Annotated in this window: 11 protein-coding genes and 1 pseudogene; 9 read left to right on the top strand and 3 right to left on the bottom strand. The window is 59.3% G+C overall.

Annotated elements, in window-relative coordinates; translation table 11 throughout:
- Window positions 1–73: 73 nt before the first annotated feature.
- The 4 genes and pseudogenes from BW979_RS03815 to BW979_RS03800 all read left to right on the top strand — a co-directional run bounded on the left by BW979_RS03815 (window position 74) and on the right by BW979_RS03800 (window position 7,714).
- Window positions 74–435 (top strand): annotated as a pseudogene (locus tag BW979_RS03815) (DUF6124 family protein).
- 381 nt (window positions 436–816) lie between these two features.
- On the top strand, window positions 817–1,848 hold the full coding sequence (locus BW979_RS03810; RefSeq protein WP_076383205.1) for a histone deacetylase family protein: 1,032 nt from the start codon (window positions 817–819) through the stop codon (window positions 1,846–1,848).
- Window positions 1,849–1,860: 12 nt separating this feature from the next.
- Window positions 1,861–2,961: a polyamine ABC transporter substrate-binding protein gene (locus tag BW979_RS03805; protein WP_047226711.1), complete on the top strand. Its 1,101-nt coding sequence runs from the start codon at window positions 1,861–1,863 to the stop codon at window positions 2,959–2,961.
- Between the two features lie 433 nt (window positions 2,962–3,394).
- Window positions 3,395–7,714: a dermonecrotic toxin domain-containing protein gene (locus BW979_RS03800; RefSeq protein ID WP_231990604.1), complete on the top strand. Its 4,320-nt coding sequence runs from the start codon at window positions 3,395–3,397 to the stop codon at window positions 7,712–7,714.
- A gap of 124 nt (window positions 7,715–7,838) precedes the next feature.
- Here BW979_RS03800 and pdxR read toward each other — a convergent pair whose 3' ends face one another.
- Window positions 7,839–9,389 carry a MocR-like pyridoxine biosynthesis transcription factor PdxR gene (gene pdxR, locus BW979_RS03795; protein WP_076383203.1) on the bottom strand — a complete coding sequence of 517 codons (1,551 nt, stop codon included), beginning with the start codon at window positions 9,387–9,389 and terminating at the stop codon, window positions 7,839–7,841.
- Between the two features lie 100 nt (window positions 9,390–9,489).
- Here pdxR and BW979_RS03790 point away from each other — a divergent pair, with 100 nt between their 5' ends.
- Genes BW979_RS03790 through BW979_RS03780 form a run of 3 tightly spaced genes read left to right on the top strand, consistent with a single transcriptional unit; the run spans window position 9,490 to window position 11,262 of the window.
- The gene (locus BW979_RS03790; RefSeq protein WP_076383202.1) at window positions 9,490–10,131 is read left to right on the top strand and encodes an FMN-binding negative transcriptional regulator; all 642 of its coding nucleotides are present in this window, start codon (window positions 9,490–9,492) and stop codon (window positions 10,129–10,131) included.
- Window positions 10,132–10,133: 2 nt separating this feature from the next.
- A complete protein-coding gene (locus BW979_RS03785; protein ID WP_047226707.1) occupies window positions 10,134–10,580 on the top strand; it encodes a GNAT family N-acetyltransferase in 447 nt (148 codons plus the stop codon).
- 10 nt (window positions 10,581–10,590) lie between these two features.
- Entirely contained in the window at window positions 10,591–11,262 is a 672-nt protein-coding gene (locus BW979_RS03780) for a GNAT family N-acetyltransferase (protein ID WP_047226706.1), read from the top strand.
- A gap of 159 nt (window positions 11,263–11,421) precedes the next feature.
- On the opposite strand, the gene BW979_RS03775 is transcribed toward BW979_RS03780, so the two are convergent.
- Complete coding sequence (locus tag BW979_RS03775) at window positions 11,422–16,767, bottom strand: dermonecrotic toxin domain-containing protein (protein WP_076383201.1); 5,346 nt, start codon at window positions 16,765–16,767, stop codon at window positions 11,422–11,424.
- Window positions 16,768–17,002: 235 nt separating this feature from the next.
- The gene (locus tag BW979_RS03770; protein ID WP_047226704.1) at window positions 17,003–17,902 is read right to left on the bottom strand and encodes a homocysteine S-methyltransferase family protein; all 900 of its coding nucleotides are present in this window, start codon (window positions 17,900–17,902) and stop codon (window positions 17,003–17,005) included.
- A 113-nt stretch (window positions 17,903–18,015) separates the two neighbouring features.
- On the opposite strand from BW979_RS03770, the gene BW979_RS03765 reads away from it, so the two are divergent.
- A complete protein-coding gene (locus tag BW979_RS03765) occupies window positions 18,016–18,837 on the top strand; it encodes an ABC transporter substrate-binding protein (protein ID WP_076383200.1) in 822 nt (273 codons plus the stop codon).
- On the top strand, window positions 18,834–19,670 hold the full coding sequence (locus tag BW979_RS03760; RefSeq protein WP_076383199.1) for an amino acid ABC transporter permease: 837 nt from the start codon (window positions 18,834–18,836) through the stop codon (window positions 19,668–19,670). Before BW979_RS03765 ends, BW979_RS03760 begins: the two co-directional genes overlap by 4 nt.
- Window positions 19,671–19,917 lie beyond the last annotated feature (247 nt).

The raw sequence follows: 19,917 nt of genomic DNA, 5'->3' as shown, positions 1-19,917 counted from the left end.
CCTGTCGCTGACACCAGCGAACGGGTTTGGCGGCCCGGTTGACGAAAGTTCCTCACGTGAAAGGAGCTTCACTATGTTCAAGATTAAACCAAACCCAGCAGAAGCAGATCCCAACTCCCCCTACTTGGACGGTCTCAACGCAAAAAAGCTCGACGAAGCCTCCAAACGCGCATTGGACTATTACCTGGCGGCCAAACCAGCAAAACCCGCGGAAACCATCCACCCGGCCAGCTATTCTCCGTCGTAAAAGGCCTCGACAACGAATGCCTGCTGGCCAACCTCAGCGAAACTCTGGCTTCTGCCGAAGCGATGGTCAACGAGTTGGCTTTCGATCTGGAAGGCTCGCACCGCCACTTCCTCCTCGGCATCCAGCAACTGATCGAACTGAGTTCATTGCTGGCGAACCGAGCGCTGGATAACGTCGAGCCACGCTAGCCGTTACACCATCAACCCCGTGGCGAGGGAGCTTGCTCCCGCTGGGTGGCGAAGCCGCCCCAAAACAGGCTGACGCATTCTCCAGACAAACCGCATCAGCCGGTTTACGACGGCTGCGCCGCCGAGCGGGAGCAAGCTCCCTCGCCACGGACCTCTTACATCCGTTAGACCAGGCTGCAATGTGCCGCCGCCATCGCGAGCAAGCTCGCTCCCACAGGGGCTCCATGCCCCAACCCCGCGCGCACCCGCGCCAACAAGGGGCGATTTACGGTCAAACCTTTTGGCCATTTCGATCCCCTTTTGGCCTCTCCTGCCGTTCTCTGAAACGCCGCACGCCGCAAGACTGTGTTCAAACCGACCAGCTTTGCGGAGAACAAAAAAATGCTGACGATCTATTCAGACGATCACCACCTGCACCACGGGCGTTGCGAGTTGATGGACGGGCAATTGATGCCCTGCTTCGAGATGCCGTCCCGGGCCGATCATGTGTTGGAGCGGGTCAAGGCGCGGGGACTGGGGCCAGTGGAGGCGCCGCAGGATTTTGGTCTGGGGCCGATCCAGCGCATCCACAGCGCGGCGTATCTGGAATTTTTCAAAGGTGCTTGGGACCGCTGGGCCAAGTACAACCGCGAGGGCGATTTGTTGCCCTTCACCTGGCCGGCGCGGACCTTTCGCACGGTCATACCCACGAGCCTGCACGGCCAGTTGGGTTATTACAGTTTCGACGCCGGCGCGCCGATCACCGCCGGCACTTGGCAGGCAGCCTACAGCGCCGCGCAAGTCGCCCTCACCGCCCAGGCCGAGATCCAGCGCGGCGCCCGCAGTGCCTTTGCGCTGTGTCGCCCGCCGGGGCACCACGCCGCCGGCGACTTGATGGGCGGCTATTGCTACCTCAACAACGCCGCCATCGCCGCCCAGGCGTTTCTCGACCAGGGCCACAAGAAGGTCGCGATCCTCGATGTCGATTACCACCACGGCAACGGCACTCAGTCGATTTTCTACGAGCGCAGCGACGTGCTGTTCGCTTCGATCCACGGCCACCCGGAAGCCGAATTTCCATTCTTCCTCGGCTACGCCGACGAGTACGGTGAAGGCACCGGTGAGGGCTTCAACTTCAACTATCCTTTGCCGGCCGGCTCAGGCTGGGACACTTGGAGCGCCGCGCTGGAGCAGGCCTGCGGGCAAATCCAAGGCTACGACGCCGATGTCATCGTCGTGTCCCTGGGCGTGGACACCTTCAAGGACGACCCGATTTCGCAGTTCAAGCTCGACAGCCCGGATTACCTGGCGATGGGCAAGCGCATCGCCACGCTCGGCAAACCGACCCTGTTCGTGATGGAAGGCGGCTATGCGGTAGCAGAAATCGGCATCAATGCCGTGAACGTTCTCGAAGGTTTTCAAAGCGCCCAATGAGGAAATAACAGCATGAACAGACTCAAGCGTTTGATGGTTCCCAGCCTGTGCGCCGCGCTGCTGTGCGGCGCTGTCCAGGCCGAAGAGCGCACCCTGCGTGTCTACAACTGGTTCGACTACATCACGCCCAAGGCCCTGGACGATTTCAAGGCGCAGAACAGCCAGGTCAAACTGGTCTACGACATCTTCGACACCAACGAAGCGCTGGAGGCCAAGCTGCTGACCGGCAATTCCGGCTACGACGTGGTGGTGCCGTCCAACGTGTTCCTGGCCAAGCAGATCGAGGCCGGGGTGTTCCAGCCCCTGGACCGCAGCAAGCTGCCGAACTGGAACCACCTCGATCCCAAGCTGATGAAGCTGATCGAAGCCAACGACCCGGGCAACAAGTTCGCCGTGCCCTACATGTACGGCACCATCCTGATCGGCTTCAACCCGGACAAAATCAAAGCTGCCCTGGGTGACAACGCGCCGGTGGACAGCTGGGATCTGATCTTCAAGGAAGAGAACATCAGCAAGCTCAAGCAGTGCGGCGTGGCGCTGCTCGATTCACCGTCGGAGATCCTGCCCCTGGCCTTGCAGCACCTGGGCCTGGACCCCAACAGCAAGAAGCCGGCGGACTACGCCAAGGCCGAAGCGCTGCTGATGAAGATCCGCCCGCACATCACCTATTTCCACTCGTCCAAGTACATGGCCGACATCGCCAACGGCGATATCTGCGTGGCGGTCGGTTACTCCGGTAGCTTCTCCCAGGCGGCCAACCGCGCCAAGGATGCCAAGAACGGCGTGACCGTGGACATGCGCCTGCCCAAGGAAGGCGCGCCGATCTGGTTCGACATGCTCGCCATCCCTAAAGGGGCGAAAAATCCGGACGACGCCTACACCTTCATCAATTATTTGCTGCAACCGGAGGTAATCGCACCGGTCAGCGATTTCGTTGGCTATCCGAACCCCAACAAGGACGCCACCGAAATGGTCGACCCGGCGATCCGCAGCAACCCCAACCTGTATCCGACCGAGGCGGCGATGGCTACGCTCTACACCTTGCAACCGTTGCCCAGGGACGCCGAGCGCGCGCGGACGCGGGCCTGGACCCGGATTAAATCCGGCCAGTAAAGGCTCTGCGGCAAGGGGTTTATTCCCAACCGGGCATTGTCAGGCGGCCTATACATAGTTACCACCTTCCCTGTCTTGTACCTCCCTAGCATGGAATCCCCGAAGCATTCAGCGGCGGGGATTCCACCTATCGCAAGACAGGGAGCGTCAGATGACCAGAACCTCTACAACCACGAACACTACACCTGAAGCCAGCCTCAAGAATGCTGTGCTCAACCAGCTACTCGCAGGGCCTACCTCCCCGGAAGTTGCCGCCGTGCTTCTGCGCAGGGCCCTCAAGAAAATGTATCCGACACTGGACCTCGATCCGCTCAACACAGTCGTTGGCGAGCCTCGCTGGGACATTGTCGACGGCGAAATCCTGGAACTGCCCACCCGTTACGAAACCCTCAGCGATATGGTGGCCGAACGAGTAGGCGCGAGCGATTCGACCATGCTGATCGAAGGCGTGCACTTTTTGACTCAGCTACCGATCAGCACCCCGGAGGTGCATCTGCCGGTACGTATCGAACAGATCGGAGCCCTGATCAACGAACTGGAGCCCGTCATGTTGTCCGCCTGCCAGGAACAACAACTGGCGTACTGGAACGCGCCAGTGGGCACATCCGGACCACGCTGGCATGAGCTCTCCAGAACGCTGCGCAAGATCTGGGACGTCAAAGAGGTCAATGGCTGGACCGCGACTGAGTGCGACATGGCCAGGCAATTGTTCCTTTACCCCAACCCGGAGGACCGCAAGCAACATGATCGCTACGACACTCACGCGTACCTGATCGACATCGATGAAGTTGACGGGACCAAAGTGAGCCGCCTGAATGAAAACTCGTTGGTGGTACTGATCGGAACCATCGCCAGCAAAGAGGTCATCCTTACGTACTCGCTGCGCGACAGCTATAAAAAATTCGATTCACAGCAAGCGCTGGGGCAATTTCTCCCGACGCAACTGGACACCACGTTCCGCAAGAAAATCCAGTGGCGGCTGTATGAGCCCACCGGCAACATCTTCGATCAAAAGGCCTGCGGCCTGATCGCCATGCAGGTCAAGATCCTCGGTTCCCCCAGCTTTCTGAAAAAAATTGCATCCATCGAAGACGAACAGCCAGTGACCAGCGGGCTGGACGCAGAAAAAGGTCTTGGCGCGACGTGGTTCGATAAAAAGATCCCCGACTGGCTGCTGGCAGCGTCGATATCCGATCAGATTCTGTTCGCCCAGCACATGAAAAACCTTTCGGCGTTGAGCAGTTCCCATGCCGGCAAGACCTACCTGGACGATATTGCTCCTATCAAGGAGTTTGCGTTGAACGCCCTCAAGAAGCAGATGCAAGCGGACCATGCCGACGCTGCGACACTCGATCCAGAAAAAATCGAGATCCAGATTCGCAGCCTCGTGGCCTGGGGGTCTTTTATCGTTCCGGGCAAATTCGAGACCACCCGGTTCAATCTCGTTGAGCTGGCCTTGCAAAACCTGATTGCACTGCCCCTGGGCAACAAAACCGTCAGGTCCCTCACCGGCAAGGTGTTGCCCACCTGGATGACGACCGACTACATCGAAAGCCTGATCACCAAGATAGATATCGGTCGCGTCTATCCCGATCTGGTGAAGAGCAAACTGCTCGACGATCCGACCGAATCGGCCCGCCGCGAAGAGTTGTACACCTCCCAGTTGCGCATTCAACTGCCCATGCTGGCGCTGGAGGGAAAGATCCGAGGGCGTGGGAACATCGACGAACGGGGTTACCGTTATGTCGCCGCACTGATGGAACCGGAGGAAGCCGATCGCAAGGTCGACGGACAACCCATCGTCTTGCGCAGGCTGGCCTTCATATCCCAACAGAAACTGATCCCCTCGGAAGACATTGTGACCAATATGTTCGTGATCGGTCCGAAGAATCCAGACGCCGGTCCCTGCCTGCTTTATCGACCGCTGCTTGAGCCGCAGTTGTGCCAGTACCCCTCCTCCAGCAACCTGTTGTATGCGATCAGGCAAATCCCTGAATTGCGCCAATCGGTCCTGGCCTGGCTACCCGATGAGGTGCGCAGCAATTACAGCCGATACATTTTCTCGGGCCCGCTGCCCTCACCCTGGGTCATCGTTGAGTTTGCGACGGACCCTTTTACATCATGGCTCGATAGCGCCCCCGTCGGTTTGAGCGAAAAAAACCTGGGCCCCGATTTCCTGCCACTGTTGTTCAAGGCCAATGCCAATGCCCTGGTCGAGCTTGCAGACCGGCAATCGGTCTCCAACAGCGAAACCCGCTGGAGTACGTTCAAGCAGGCAGGCTGGCTGATTTTCAACCTGGCCCTGCCTTATCTGGGCGCTGCCGTGGGCACCGCCGTCTGGCTCTGGCAAATTCTGGATGACATTGAAACGCTGATGCAGGACAGCGAACACGCCAACGACCAAGCCACATGGGAGGCATTCGTCGACCTGCTGCTGAACCTGGCCATGGCGATCACCACCCACGCTATCGACCATGCCAGAGAAGGCACACGCAGTCGCAGGGCAGCGGCGCCGGAGGTGTTAGAGGAGCCGGTCAAGCTGGTTAAACCCAAGCTCATTATCGAAAAACTCGCGCCCTCCACCGCTAAGCAACCGCACCCCGAACACTATGAGTCCATCCATTCCAGCGGTGCCTTGACAGGCAAATCGGGAGAGGGTGCCAAGCTCCTTGAGAGTTTCAGTGTCGACGCGCCCGAAACACCAGGGCAGGCCCATACCGATGGCATGTCCAAAGGGCTCTATCAACGACAGGGGCGGTGGTACGCCAAAGTGGGAGAAAAATGGTTCAACGTGCTGATGGTGGGCGATAAGGTCTGCGTCGTCGACGGGAAGAATCCCTCGCGCCTGGGCCCTCCCCTGAGGCTGGATGTACACGGCAATTGGCATATCGACATCCGTTTGCGCCTGCGCGGAACGGGCTCAAAAGGTGCGATGGAAAAAGTCATCGCCGACACTCACCGCCGCAGCGTTCAACTGCTGGCCGAACTGAACCGCTTCGAAGAAAAAAAACCGGAGCACCAGGCACTGCTGACAATGAATGCGCAAGAATTGAACAGCGCCTCGGGCTCCGCCAAGGAGACCAAGCGCAACGTTTACTTGAGCACCTTGAAAACCCAGCGCGAAAGCTATGAAGAAGCGCTGAACATACTGACGCAATGGCCCGTCTTCCAATCAAGACCCGACGCGCCTAAAGCCAGGCTTGGCTACCTGAACGCACAGATCAACTTCACGTTCGAAGAGATAGACGCGCTGAAAGAGCGGTTTACCCCTGCCCTGAGAACAGCCATGGACATGGCCACCACCGGCGTCGCGGTCGTGGAGCAGCAGCACGTCGATGCAGCCGAAAGCATGATCCGGGTCGGCGAGGATATGAACGAGCGCCTGGATTACATGGAGACCCGTTTTTCCAGGCTCAAGATACTGGGGCGTGAAGGTTTTGAGTTTATCCGGCAGCACCGTGGAAGAATGCCGACCTACAAGAGCGACGGTATTCGTCTTATCCAGTTGGACATGTATCGCCACCTCTGCCTGTCGCTCGACAGCATCAATACAGTGCCCGAAGGTTGGGCCGTCATTAACCAACTGGTTGATAGCGCCACGATCGCCTTCCAAAGCCTGCACGACGCCATCGAGGAACGCAGCGTGATCCGGCTGGATGAGCAAATCGATGCATTTGGCAGTCTCACGGAACAGTTCACCGCCCTTGAAGAACAACTCGAATACGTGGGCACTGAATACAAGGACAGCGCCCGGCCGGCCGAACTCAATCGGCTGAACAAGCAGATCGGCGGCCTGAAAAAACGGGCACTGCAACATTTGGCCCAGGCCCTGGATGAGAGAAGCAACCGGCGCAGCATGGGCAACCCTTACGAGCCACGCCCCAGGTTCAGGAAGAAGTTCATCAGGGCACGCTTTTGGGGCCTTGTCAGTGGTGAGCCTCGTTTAACGAAAATGCAGGAAGAAACCGATTGGGTCGATGTGAAGAACCCGGTCACGGACAAGATCATCGCCACCTTCCACCGCAAGGGAACCGGTGAGTGGGTGCCCCATGCGCTCGCCGACACGCCGCAGATCGTCCCGCCACTGGCAACCAGCCTCGCAAAGGGCCAAGCCCTGATCGATGGGCTGGAGGCGTTCCAGGCGCAGGTCGAGGAGCACATGAATGCGCCAGGCCGATCGCCCACCGGTCTCGGAATGATCCTGAACGCCCATGCAAACAGGATGGAGAAAGTCGGCATTGCAATCAAAAAGGCAGTGGACAGTGCCTCGAACGAAACCGTTGAAGTGTCAGTAAAACAAAAGCGTACCGCCGAAGCCCTGCGCATGGCACTCAAGACGCAAGCGAAGGCCCTGTACGAGGAAGCCTTCGATGCCGTACTGAATGTCATCAAACATCGCCCTCCGACCATGGATGGCGTCATTTGGCTTAAAAGCCGCAACCGTATTTCCATCACCAAACTAAAGAACCGACAAAAAAACAAAGGCCCTCTTCGCGGCTATCTCGACCGGTATGAGATCAGGGACGTGAAGGAAAACAAAACGCTTTGGTTTGCCGATTTCCGTTACTCCACCGACTGGGTCCCCGCCCACGCCTACCTTTCCGGTCGCTTGAAAACACCGGAACAAGTCAGCAAGGGAGCACGCGCCGACGCCACCCAGGATCTCACCCAGCGCCAACTGATCGATCTTTACCGCAGCGAAATTGCGGTGGATCAGGCCAGGGAAGTGTTCTTTCCAAAGCGGCCCTCATAACGGTCAGGGTCTGAATCTGTGGGAGCGGGCTTGCTCGCGAAAGCGGTGGATCAGCCAGCCGCCATGTTGGATGCGCCCACGTCTTCGCGAGCAGGCTCGCTCCCACAGGGATTGTGCCAGGCGCTCAGCCTCCTGTTCTCCAGGCCTTGGCCAGGCTCGCCAGCGCGGTGCCAATCGCTGCTGGCGGGACGGCCGCGAACCCCAGCACCAGCCCGGCTCGCACTGGCGTCGTCGTGGTGGGCAACCAATAGCCACTCAAGCCATTGATTTCGACACCGGCATGGGTCGCTCGGGCTATTAGCTCTTGCTCACGCTCGACGCTGTCCACCGGCACAGTGACGTGCAGGCCCGCCACCACCGTGGGCATGGCGCCAACCCCTGGAACCGCCTTCGGCCAGCCGGCCAGCAGCGCGTCGCGCCTGGCCAGGGCGGCCCGGCGCATACGCCTGATGTGCCGTTGGAAATGCCCGGCGGCCATGAATTCGGCCATCACCGCCTGGGTACTGACTTCAGAGTGGCGTACATCCACCGCACGACGTCGGGCGAAGGCGTCTACCAGGCCGGGTGGCAACACGAGATAACCCAGGCGCAAGGCCGGGAACGCGACTTTGCCGAACGTCCCGACATAAAGAACCCGCCCCTGGCGATCCAGTGCAGCCAGAGGCGCCAGCGGCGCACCGCTGTAGCGATACTCGCCGTCATAGTCATCCTCGACGATCCAGCCATTATTGCGCTCGGCCCAGGTCAGCAGCTCCAAGCGCCGCGCAAGGCTCATGACGACCCCGGTCGGGTACTGATGGGACGGCGTGACATAAGCCAGCCGACAGTGGTTCAACGTACCCAGCGCCGCGCAATCCAGACCATCGCCATCCACGGGCACCCCTCTGACCTCGGCACCGGCGACCGAGAACGCATGCCCGGCAGCGCGATAGCCGGGGTTTTCCACAGCCACGACGTCACCCGGGTCCACCAGTAGCTGTGCACAAAGGCTAATGCCCTGCTGAGCTCCGCTGGTGATCACAATTTGTTCAGCTGTGCAGTGCAGGCCTCGGGAGCTGCGCAGATACGCTGCGATAAGACCGCGCAAGCGCGCATCACCTTGGGAATCGCCATAGCACAGTTGCTGCAGATCCGGCTTGCGCCAGAAAGCCGCGTTCAGCTTGGCCCAAACCTCGAAAGGAAACAGATCGAACGCCGGAACACCGACCCGAAATGCCCTTGGCGGACCCAGGGGTGGTTGGGGCAAATGGTGCTTTTCGACCCGTTCCAATGCACCGCTGTGGATAACTTTACTGGATGGACCCACAGGTAAATCCAGCCAATCTGTGGATAAACCAGTGGGTAAGCCTGTTGAAAACCCTGTGGATACTTTTGTGGATATGTTTTTCAGCGGCAGGGCCGGCGACGACAGTTTTGCCACATAAGTGCCGTCACCGACCCGTCCTTCGATGAAACCCTCGGCGTAGAGCTGGTCATAGGCCCGCACCACGCTATTGCGGGAAATCGCCAAGGCCGCCGCCAGATCGCGACTGGCCGGCAGACGCGTACCGCTGGCCAACCGCCCATCCAGCACCCGCATACGCAAAGCCTGGTAAAGCTGGCGACTGAGCCCCTGACGGCGGTCCAGCTCAATGCCGGCGGGGTTGAACGACAGTGGCGGCACGGCATTGTTCATGAGAGTCCTCGCAAATGGACCTATCGAATTGGTCATAAGTGGCTCTTACAACAGACCAATAGCCTGCCTAGGATGCTCGCATTCGCCAAGGAAAATCGTCATGTACAACCCACAAGCCTTTGTCGTCGAAGACCTGCCCCAACTGCATGCCATGATGGGTGATTGCCGCCTGGCTGTATTGATCACTCACGGTGAACACGGCTTGCAGGCCAGTCATTTGCCACTGTTGCTGGACCCGCAACAAGGCCCCAATGGCAGCCTCTACGGCCACATGGCCCGGGCCAATCCACAATGGCATGACCTGGAAGCCGGTGCCGAAGCATTGGTGGTTTTCGCCGGGGCCGACGCCTACGTCAGTCCCGGTTTCTATCCCAGCAAGGCCGAACACGGCAAAGTCGTGCCGACCTGGAACTATCTGGCCGTACACGCCTATGGCCGCGCAGAGGTGTTCAGCGATCCCCATCGCCTGCGTAACCTGGTGGGCGCCCTGACCGATCGTCACGAAGCCGGCCGCGCCCAGCCCTGGAAAATCGATGATGCACCGGCGCAGTACATCGACAGCATGCTCAAGGCCATCGTCGGTTTCACCCTGCCCATCCAGCGCCTGGAAGGCAAACGCAAACTCAGCCAGAACCGCAGCCCCGCGGACATCAGCGGGGTACGTCACGGTCTTGCCGCCAGCCTGGACCCGCAGGACCAGGCCCTCGCACACCTGATGCATGACCTATCGTCCAAGGAGTGAACATGAGCCATCCCCAGATCCGCCTCGTCAGCGCTGACGATCACGCCGCCTGGTTGCCGTTGTGGCAGGCCTACCTGCGTTTCTACAACACCGAACTGCCGCAGGCCGTGAGCCAAAGCACCTGGCAACGTCTGCTCGATGACCGCGAACCGACCCACGGCGCCCTCGCCTGGAACGGCGACACGGCGGTAGGCCTGGTGCATTTCATTTATCACCGGTCGAACTGGAGCATCGAAAACTCCTGCTACCTGCAAGACCTGCTGGTGACAGAGCACAGCCGCGGCACCGGGGTCGGTCGCCAGCTCATCGAATTTGTCTACACCACCGCCAAGGCCGATGGTTGCTGCAAGGTGCATTGGCTGACCCACGAAACCAACGCGACGGCGATCCAGCTTTATGAGCGCATCGCCGAACGCCCGGGTTACATTCAATTTCGCAAAGCCCTGTAAGGAGCGCAGCATGTCGATTTCCCTCGCCGATTGGAAAGGCGCTCCGGCGCCGTCTACGCAGTTGCTCGAAGGGCGCTTCATCCGCCTGGAAAAACTCGATCCGGCGCGTCACGCCGACGGCCTGTGGCAAGCCCTCGAAGGGCCCGGTGCCGACCCGAAACTCTGGGATTACTTGCCCTACGGCCCGTTCAAGGATCGCAGCGCGTTCGATGCGTGGCTGGCCAATCACGCCGCCAACGTCGACCCGTATTTCTTCAGCGTGATCGACCGCGCCAGTGGCGAGGTGCAGGGCATCCTCAGCCTGATGTCGATCGTGCCAGCACAAGGCCGCATCGAGATCGGCCATGTGACCTTCGGCGCGCCGATGCAGCGCTCGCCGAAAAGCACCGAGGCGATTTATCTGTTGGCCAAGGAATCTTTCGCTCTGGGTTATCGGCGCCTGGAGTGGAAGTGCAACAACGCCAATGCCCGTTCCAAATACGCTGCCGAGCGGCTGGGCTTCACCTTTGAAGGGGTGTTCCGCCAGCATATGGTGGTCAAGGGCCAGAACCGCGACACCGCGTGGTACTCGATGCTGGATTCGGAGTGGCCGGCGATCCGGGCAGGATTCGAGCGCTGGCTGAGTGAGGAGAACCAGAGCGCGGGTGGGCAGGTGCTTGGGTTGGTGGAGTGTCGCTCTTGAATTGTTTCGCCTGACAGTCAGCTATCGCGAGCAGGCTCGCTCCCACAGGAGCCCAGGGCGAATGCAGAATCTGTATTCGCCGCCAATCCCTTGTGGGAGCAAGCCTGCTCGCGATGGCTATTGGGCAGTCGACACATTCGTCGCCTGCCCACCGTCAAATCACTCCAACCTCTTCACCTCACCAAACTGCTTGAGCGAGTCAGGGGTCACGCCCCGTCGTGCATACTGCCAGGCCCACTCCGGGATGCTCAGATGACTTTCCAGGTACACGGCAAAATCCAGACGGCTATGCCCCAAGCGGTTAGCTGGGAAGTTAAAGTTGTAGAGATAGAGCTGGGCCCGTCGTTGGCCGATGGCGAACAGGGTCTGGATGATTCGATTCGCACGGGCTTCTTCTGCCCCCAGGCTTTCTCTTAATGCCAATCCAAATTCCAGTCCAGTACGCAGCGACCCCGGTCGTCCAAGCGCCTGCCGAATAGTCGCATCGCTAAAATGCGGCCCAATCAGGTCGAGCCAGATCTGCATGGCGTAATCGGCTCGCAGACGCATAAGGTTCCCCACTAAACCCGGGGTATTTAACAAGATGGCCACCCGGTTATTGGACGGCAACTCCCCTGGAGGGCTAAACAATTTCGCGACGGCAGGTACGTCTATGCTCTCAACGTTCTTCCGCGCCCCGCCCAGGAACTTCATGAACGCCATCAAATTAGGTCGATAAACGAGAATGTTTTGCAGGTTCTGATCATTGAACACCTGCATCCAGTCAAGGTCGATGCGTCCCGTACGCTCCAGTTCGGCATAACGGGCGTCTGCATACGCGGCAATGAGTTCAAAGCGCCTGTCGGACAGCGCCGGATTACGGATCCACCTCGCGACGTCACTCACGGACAACATGCCACCGAGGTTGTGAGCGATAACGCGGGATCTCAGGATAATGTTGGCCCGCCGCAGCAGATCAGGGAAACGCCCAAGGGCCGTTCTGAATAAATCAACGGTCCGCTCGACCATGTCGGCATACATGAACTGATCAAACAGCTCAGCATCGTCATCGACGAACTTGTCCCGAACGCGCATCAGCTGGTCTTTTACGTCATCCAGATCATTGCGATCCACGAGATGGGCACCGTCCAGCAGCGTTTCTAGCTCATCCGGGTCCAGATGATCGTGCAGCGCCTCCTCATGCCTGACATAGGCCAGGCTATTGCGGGGATGATGACCGACCAACTGCCGGGCGGTGAGCCCATACTCCAGCATGATGTGGGCCACGTCTTTGGAAACCAGCAGGTACTTGTCACCGAGCAGCCGAAGAATGTTCTGATCATCGACAGGCGGCAGCAGAATGTCCTCGAACAGTTGCTTCATGGTGACTTTTTCCTGCGCGGAAAAAGGGCCGCTGGTGCCTGCCGCCAGATTTGCCGGGGGCCGGGGCGATAACATGCGGCCGACTTCCTGCAGGATCTCAGGAGGTAACTTAGTCCCTGGTGCCGCAGTAATTGCCATACGAACAGTTCTGTTTGCATGCAGGTCCAAGTAATCCAAGGTCGGTTGGAACAAGCGCTGCGGGTTGGGCGTTCCGTAGACGATCCGGGTGAGATCGAGCATCGCCGCATTGTCCAGAAGATTGACAAGCGATGGCGCATTCTCAAAAAGCGCTTGCTGCACTCTGGAGACTGGCGGCGCCACGTATTGACTCAACTCCGGATGTAGATCGACATGATCGGCTGCCGCATCGCGCAGCCCCTGCATCGTGAACGTCTCCTGGGCCTGCCCTTCATTCAACCCAGCCGCCAAGGCCTTGAATAGGCAATCACCATCGGCATCGATATCCACCACGCGCTCACCCAAGAGCAAACTGTAATGGTCATGACCGGTTCGTCTCAAAACGACATCTGTATCTGCTCTATCCGGATGCTCGGCCACCGGATAAATCGTTTCATGTTGCCCCGGGGTAAAACGCACCGACCAGGCACGTTGTGCGGATATTTCATCAATGATCAGCAAGCTGCGGTTTTGTGGCCAGATCGCTAGGCGCGTCATGATTGACGGCACCAGGTCTATGATCCGATTGTTCCAACTGCCCGGCGTGCGTATCGAATTGGAAACAGCGGAAACCGATAGGGCAGGCTTCTTTGACGGGCCCGGTTGGGCAGGCGTCTGCGCCGGCCGTTTGCCGCCGCCCCGGCCAAAGCCCACGGCACGCCACTGCCCATCGGACATGCGCGCCACGGTGCTGCGCATCACCCCACTGGAGCGGATGTCCAGCCCCGTCATCGGGTTGACCAGGGTGGCTTCGGTTGCATCCAGCTTCGTGTGGTCATGCACACGGAACACCGTCCCGTCGGGTTGTCGCACATACACGGGGCGAGCCGTCACACTGCCGGTGGCCACATTGCTGATCGTGGCACGATAAAAGCCTCGCGCGTCTGCGGTCAGCCCACGGATCACCGAGACATCCTTCACCGCATAAGGAGCATAGATCGCCATGTCCAATGGCAACCCGGACAGCGCTTCATCCTGACTCTGGCGCGCGGTCACCGCGCGGAAAAAAGATTGGCCCCGAGAGGGCACGGTGCCTCGGGCAAGACGCGATCCGCCATGGTTCGCTACCGCATGTACGAGCGCCAGAGTCTTCAGGTTCAGCGGAATAGCCCCGGTCCTGTACACCAGCAAGCCGGTCTTGATGGCGCTCTTGAGCATCTGGAAACCCGGCGCCAGGAACATACCGGCCAACTCCATGACAACCTCGATCGCCATCTGCCCGAACCTGCCATAGGTTTGATGACGGACATCGCGGTTACTGTTGGAACGCTGATCGGCATGGGCACTGTGAAAGTTGATGTGCGCCCGGTGGAGGGCTTCAAGAAGATCGCCGGTGATCAACGAACCGCGAATCAGCGGACGCCCCCCCTGTTGCCCCAGCGTGCGTTTTATCTCGGAAGGGTTACGCGTGGAGATGCGCGAACGGAAATACGCCTGCCAATCCTCCCGTGACAACAGCTCGGCAACGCCCTCGCTCAGATCGGCAAACTCGTGGAAGTCCTCGCCCTCGGGACTGTCGGGAAAATAAACCCCCACGGTGCCCTTGATATCCGGCCCTTCCTGATCGGAAAACACCAGCACACCATTGATGCTGACCGCATTGCCCATATGGGCGTGCCGGCCGCCGACAGCCATGCTTCCACCCAACATCAGACCGTACACATGCACGCTGCGCCCCATGACGGAGGCGCGGGCCTCTACCGACGGCGAGCTCAGGACAGCGTCCAGCCAGAGGGCGAGTTTCTTAGTTGATTTGGGTGGGTTGGAGGCCTTATCGACCACCATGGCCTTGAACACTGCGTCGCCCTTGAGCGAGGCCTCATAGCCTTTGAATTTCAGATTGGCCAGGTACGCTGTCTGCCAGGCCTTCTTGTAGGCCGGTTTATTCATTTGCTCCCTGAGCATGGCTTCATAACTGCCACCGGCATCGATGCTCGTCACCATCTTGGCCAGTTCGCGCCCGCTCAACGTGATGAAATAGCCGTTGGCCGGGTTGCGGATACGTTCGCCGTCTGGATCGATCAGGTAGGCGCTCAGTACCTCCCTCATTGCATTCGGGTGCTGAGACGGTCGCAGGTTATCCAATAGCAACTGGGTCAGGCTGCTGACACGGGACTGCCCCGGGTTGGCCCTCTTCCCATAGAAAAACATAACCATGGACAGGTCCGGATCGGGGTCTATGTCCGCGTGCACGACCTTTTGCAGATATTGCCTGATCTTCTGGCGGGTGAACTGCAACAACGTCTGGATATCACTGGCTGCCAATGTATAGGCGGCTTCCAGCACCTGCAGCTCCAGACCGCGGTAATGAGATTTTTCCGCAGAGGTCGCCGTTTTAAAGAAATCGGGGCGATTGTCTTCAACCAGGGTTTCCTGGCGCACAGCCAGTGGCCCGGCAAGGGACAGCATGGGCAGGTCCAGCGCATTTTCGACATTCAGGGCAAAGGCAGGCAAGGCGAGTGTTTCGTTTACAGGCGCATTCAGAAACGTTTCCAGCGCGGCACTTTGAAACCGCAGCAGGTCATCTGCGGCGATTTCAAAGGCGTGTCCAGACAATTCAGAGGCGATATCCCGAATCCTGCGTTTTTGTCCCTCATAGACAGGGCTGACCTTATTGACCAGATCCTTGAAGGAACGGAATTTCTGGATCCCTCCTTCCAGCGAGTACAAGAACAATGCGGCCTGATCGGCCCGCTTGATGGTCATTGCAGCGGGCCATTTGCGGGGCGCTGCGGCACCCATGTCGAGCATGACGGCATAAACATGGGGAATGGGCGCCCGCAACAGGCGGTTTCTGTCCGTCATGCGAGGATGGGTCGTGATGAGGTCCAGCAGGCGATCCTCATCGTTCTGCAGGTTGCGCTCACTCAGAGTCAATTGGAGGGCCGGATCCCGATCAGCCTTGTACAGATCGAACAAATACAAGAAGCGCCGGGACAGCAAAAAAGCAAGCGCCGCTTCAGCTGTGGATGGGCTTGGTGTATCGAGCCAGTCCGCTACGTACTTACCCGTGCGAAACGCAAGGAGGTCATCCTGAAACTGCCGCTTGAGACTTTCGTTGGTGGCCGGTTGAGCGACATAGAATGCCGACTCCATGATCGCTGCAGTTTTCCGATCCAATGGGCTGACAAATAGGCTGTCAGCCTCTTCCACCGTATCCGCACGACTGAAGAATCCCACGCCATCGACCGTGTAGGTGGGCCGTGTGTCCGTTGTCAGGCAGCTCAACATGACGTCGGTAAAACGCTGCGAGGAGATCAACGCACGCTTACCCATCGAGTCGACGCTAAAGTGGTTCACGTAGCAGTGATCCGGGTCCAGGTGCTCAAACGCCGAGGCACGGAATTTCCCTTGCGCAAGCTTTGCCTTGATTCTGCCGACCAGCAGACTCTTGAGTACCGTGTCGAACGTTGGAAGCGCGGCGAGCAACCGGGCCAGCTTCACCTGATTGGCATCCAGAAGCCCCAATTGCCGGAGCTGCTCTTTTTCACGGGCGCCGAGCAGATTGCCGTGAGCATCCACCTCGGTGATGAGGGGCTGTCCAGTGCCCTGATAACCGGGCTCGATGCCGGCTCGCAATTGCTGCAGGACGTCTTGCGAGAGTGCTTTACCGTTGGCCCGCAGTGACGAAAAGTCCAGGGACATCTGACTTCGGTGGGGATAAACCCAGCCCTCTCGCGGGGACAAGGCGGAGGAGGAAGCCCGGCTTTGATGGGCTCTCAGAAAGCCTTGTGTCACGGCGTCCCGCAACGCCACCGCGGCGGTTTTGCGTTCAGCGGCCGAATCGACAGTCTCGACCTCCAGATAAGTGACCTGAACCTGCACCTCGCCGGTGAGGCCCCATTGGGCTAACCATTGATCGGCAAATGTATGAGGTTGAAATCGGCTCCCGTTGGGTAACAGGCTGATGGGTTTCAAGCGCGCGAAAGAAGGCACGCCACGTTCATTTTCAGAGAAAACAGTCATTTCAGTGTCCGGTTGTGATCAGGGCTGGGACCCTATCGCGCCGTTCGAGCGGAAATGACATACATATGTATGGAGGGGTTAGAGGGTTCGGGGAAAAGCGTAAGTCCAAATGTCAGCAGAATCTCACGACTCCGTGGCGAAGGAGCTTGCGCTCGGTTGCGCAGCAACCGCAAGTTCTTAGGGCCGCTGCGCAGCCCCGCGCCACAGGGTTATTCCACAGTACGATGAACCAGGCTCAGACCAGCTTTTGCGCCAGCACCGCAATATGCTCCGGCCCAATCCCGCAGCAGCCGCCCAGATGGCTTGCCCCGCGCTTGCGCCAGTCAGCCGCCCACTGAAGGTACCCTGGTGGATCAAGGTCTTCGCGCAGCGGGTCCAACCCGTCGTTGGCCGTCGCCTCCTTCGGCTGCGGTGGGAACGCGTTGGCGTAGGCTCCAATGTGGATCTTCACCCCCAGGCGCTCGAAGGTGTCCCGCGCGGCATCGATTGCTGCGCCGATCACTTCTGGTTGGCTGCAATTGAACAGCAGCGTTTCGACGCCGAGCTCGGCGGCCACTGCCGCCGCGTCCGCCACCGGCTCACCGGAACGCAGGCGCGGCACTTCATCGGTGTCTTCATCTTTCAGGGTGAATGACAGCCAGAACGGCTTGCCGTCCTTCGGCAGCCCGGCGTGGATCGCTCGCGCTTCAACCGTCGAGCTTTGGGTTTCGGCCAGCCACAGGTCAACATGAGGCGCCAGGCCTGTCACCAGCGGCGCCAACAATTCATTGGCACGGCAAGCATCGAACAAATCGGGTCGATAGGAACCGAACAACGGTGGCAGCGACCCGGCAATCCGTACTGATTTGCCTGAGGCCTGTACCGCCCGCTGCGCCAGCTCCCCAGCCAGCGCCGCCAATGCCTGGCCCTCGGCTGCAAAGCGCTCCTCTCCGATGTGAAACGGTACTACGGCGTAGCTGTTGCTGGTAATCACGTTGGCGCCGCTGGCGATGTAGGCCGCGTGTACCGCTTCGACCGCCTGGGGTGCTTCGCTCAAGGCCAGCGCCGACCACTCGGGCTGCCGGAACGGGGCGCCCCGGCGTTGCAGTTCGCGGCCCATGCCGCCATCAAGGATGACTATCGTTGCTGCGCCCATATGCGATTCACTCATAAGCTTATGAAAAATACTCACTACCGGAGTCCTTCTTATAACTATTTAATACGCACCCATCGGTTAACCACAACTTATTTTTCAGCCAGGGATCTCTCGTGAAATTTCAACCGCTGCTGGCCCTCGGCCTGACTCTACTGGCCGTTTCGTCACAAGCGCTCGCAGGCGCCACGCTGGATCGCATCGAGCAGAAAAAAGAACTGGTCGGCGTGCTGATGGAAAGCTATCCGCCCTTCTCATTCCTCAACGATCAGAACCAGCTCGACGGTTTTGACGTGGATGTTGCCAAAGCGGTCGCTGAAAAACTGGGCGTGAAGCTGCGCCTGGAAACCCCCTCCTGGGACGTGATTGCCGCCGGGCGCTGGAGCGGGCGCTATGACATCTGTATCTGCTCCATGACGCCAAGCAAGGCCCGCGCCGAGGTGTTCGATTTCCCGGTCCAGTATTACGCCTCGCCAGCGGTGATCGTGGTCAACGCCAAGGACGACAGCATCCATGGCGCCAGTGACCTGAGCGGCAAGAAAGTCGGCCTCACCAGCGCCTCCAGCTACGAGAGTTACCTGAACAAGAACCTGGTGATCGAAGGCGCCGAAGACACCCGTTTGAGCTACCCCTTCGAGGACGTGCAAATCGCCCCGTACGACACCGACAACGTGGCCTTCCAGGATCTCGGCCTGGGTGCCGGGGTGCGGCTGGACGCGGTACTGACCAACCTGGTGACTGCGCAGCCGCGCCTGACCGAAGACAAACGCTTCAAACTGGCGGGCGAGGCGCTCTATTCCGAGCCGAACTCGGTGGCCATCGAAAAAGGCGACGCCGAGTGGAACAGCAAGGTGCGTGAAGTGTTCGCCCAGTTGAAACAGGACGGCACCTTGAGCAAGCTTTCCCAAAAATGGATCGGCGCCGACATCAGCCAATGACTTCCTTTCCATCCCCTTCTCGGCCACCGCACCCGGTGGCCGAGTCGCGCCTGAAAAAGATCTTCGGTTTTCGCACACGGTTGTACCTGACCTGGGCAGCCATGCTGGTGTTGTTCGCGAGTTTTTTCCTGAGCTTCGACCTGAAATTCTCCATCATCCTCGACAAGCTGCCGAATCTGCTGGGCGTGCACCTGGCACCCAACGGCTTTCTGCAGGGCGCGGCGCTGACGCTGTTTCTATGCCTGTGTTCGATCGTCGCTTCGTCCTTGCTGGGTTTCATCACCGCCCTGGCGCGGCTGTCCAGCAGCGCGGTAGCCTTCGGCATTGCCAGTTTCTACGCGTCGTTCTTTCGCGGCACACCGCTGCTGATCCAGATTCTGCTGATCTACCTGGGCCTGCCACAACTGGGGCTGGTGCCGGGCGCGATTGCCGCCGGGATCATCGCCCTGTCGCTGAACTACGGCGCCTACCTGAGCGAAATCTTCCGCGCCGGCATCCTTGGCGTCCCCCATGGCCAGCGCGAAGCCTCCCTTGCGCTGGGCATGGGTGAAACCGTGATCTTCTGGCGCGTCACCCTGCCCCAGGCCATGCGCACCATCATTCCACCGACCACCAACCAATTCATCTCCATGCTCAAGGACTCGTCCCTGATCTCGGTGATGGGCGTCTGGGAAGTGATGTTCCTGGCGCAATCCTATGGTCGTTCCAGCTACCGCTACATCGAAATGCTCACCACGGCGGCGATCATTTACTGGTTGATGTCCATCGCGTTGGAGCTGATCCAGGCGCGGATGGAGCGGCATTATGGGAAGGCTTATCTCAAGCGCAGCTGACAGGACAGTTCCGAGGATCTTGTAGGGCGACGCTTCAGGTCATGGAAGCCAAAGCGACAATCTCTGGATCGCAACACGACCGGCCTACAGATTCCATCTGCTGTGGCTTGCCCAAGGCGCGGCGTTAGCTGGCAGCGTGACCGGGGGTGGAATTTTTAAAGTGCGGACTTCTTTCAAGAGAGGCCGCACTCGATGTCTATCCAACATTTACACCCACCCCAACACCTTGCCCTGGCAATCGCCTTGG

It is taken from the genome of Pseudomonas sp. A214 (assembly GCF_900156295.1).
Classification (GTDB): Bacteria; Pseudomonadota; Gammaproteobacteria; order Pseudomonadales; family Pseudomonadaceae; genus Aquipseudomonas; species Aquipseudomonas rhizophila.
This window is presented reverse-complemented; position numbering and strand designations above follow the sequence as displayed.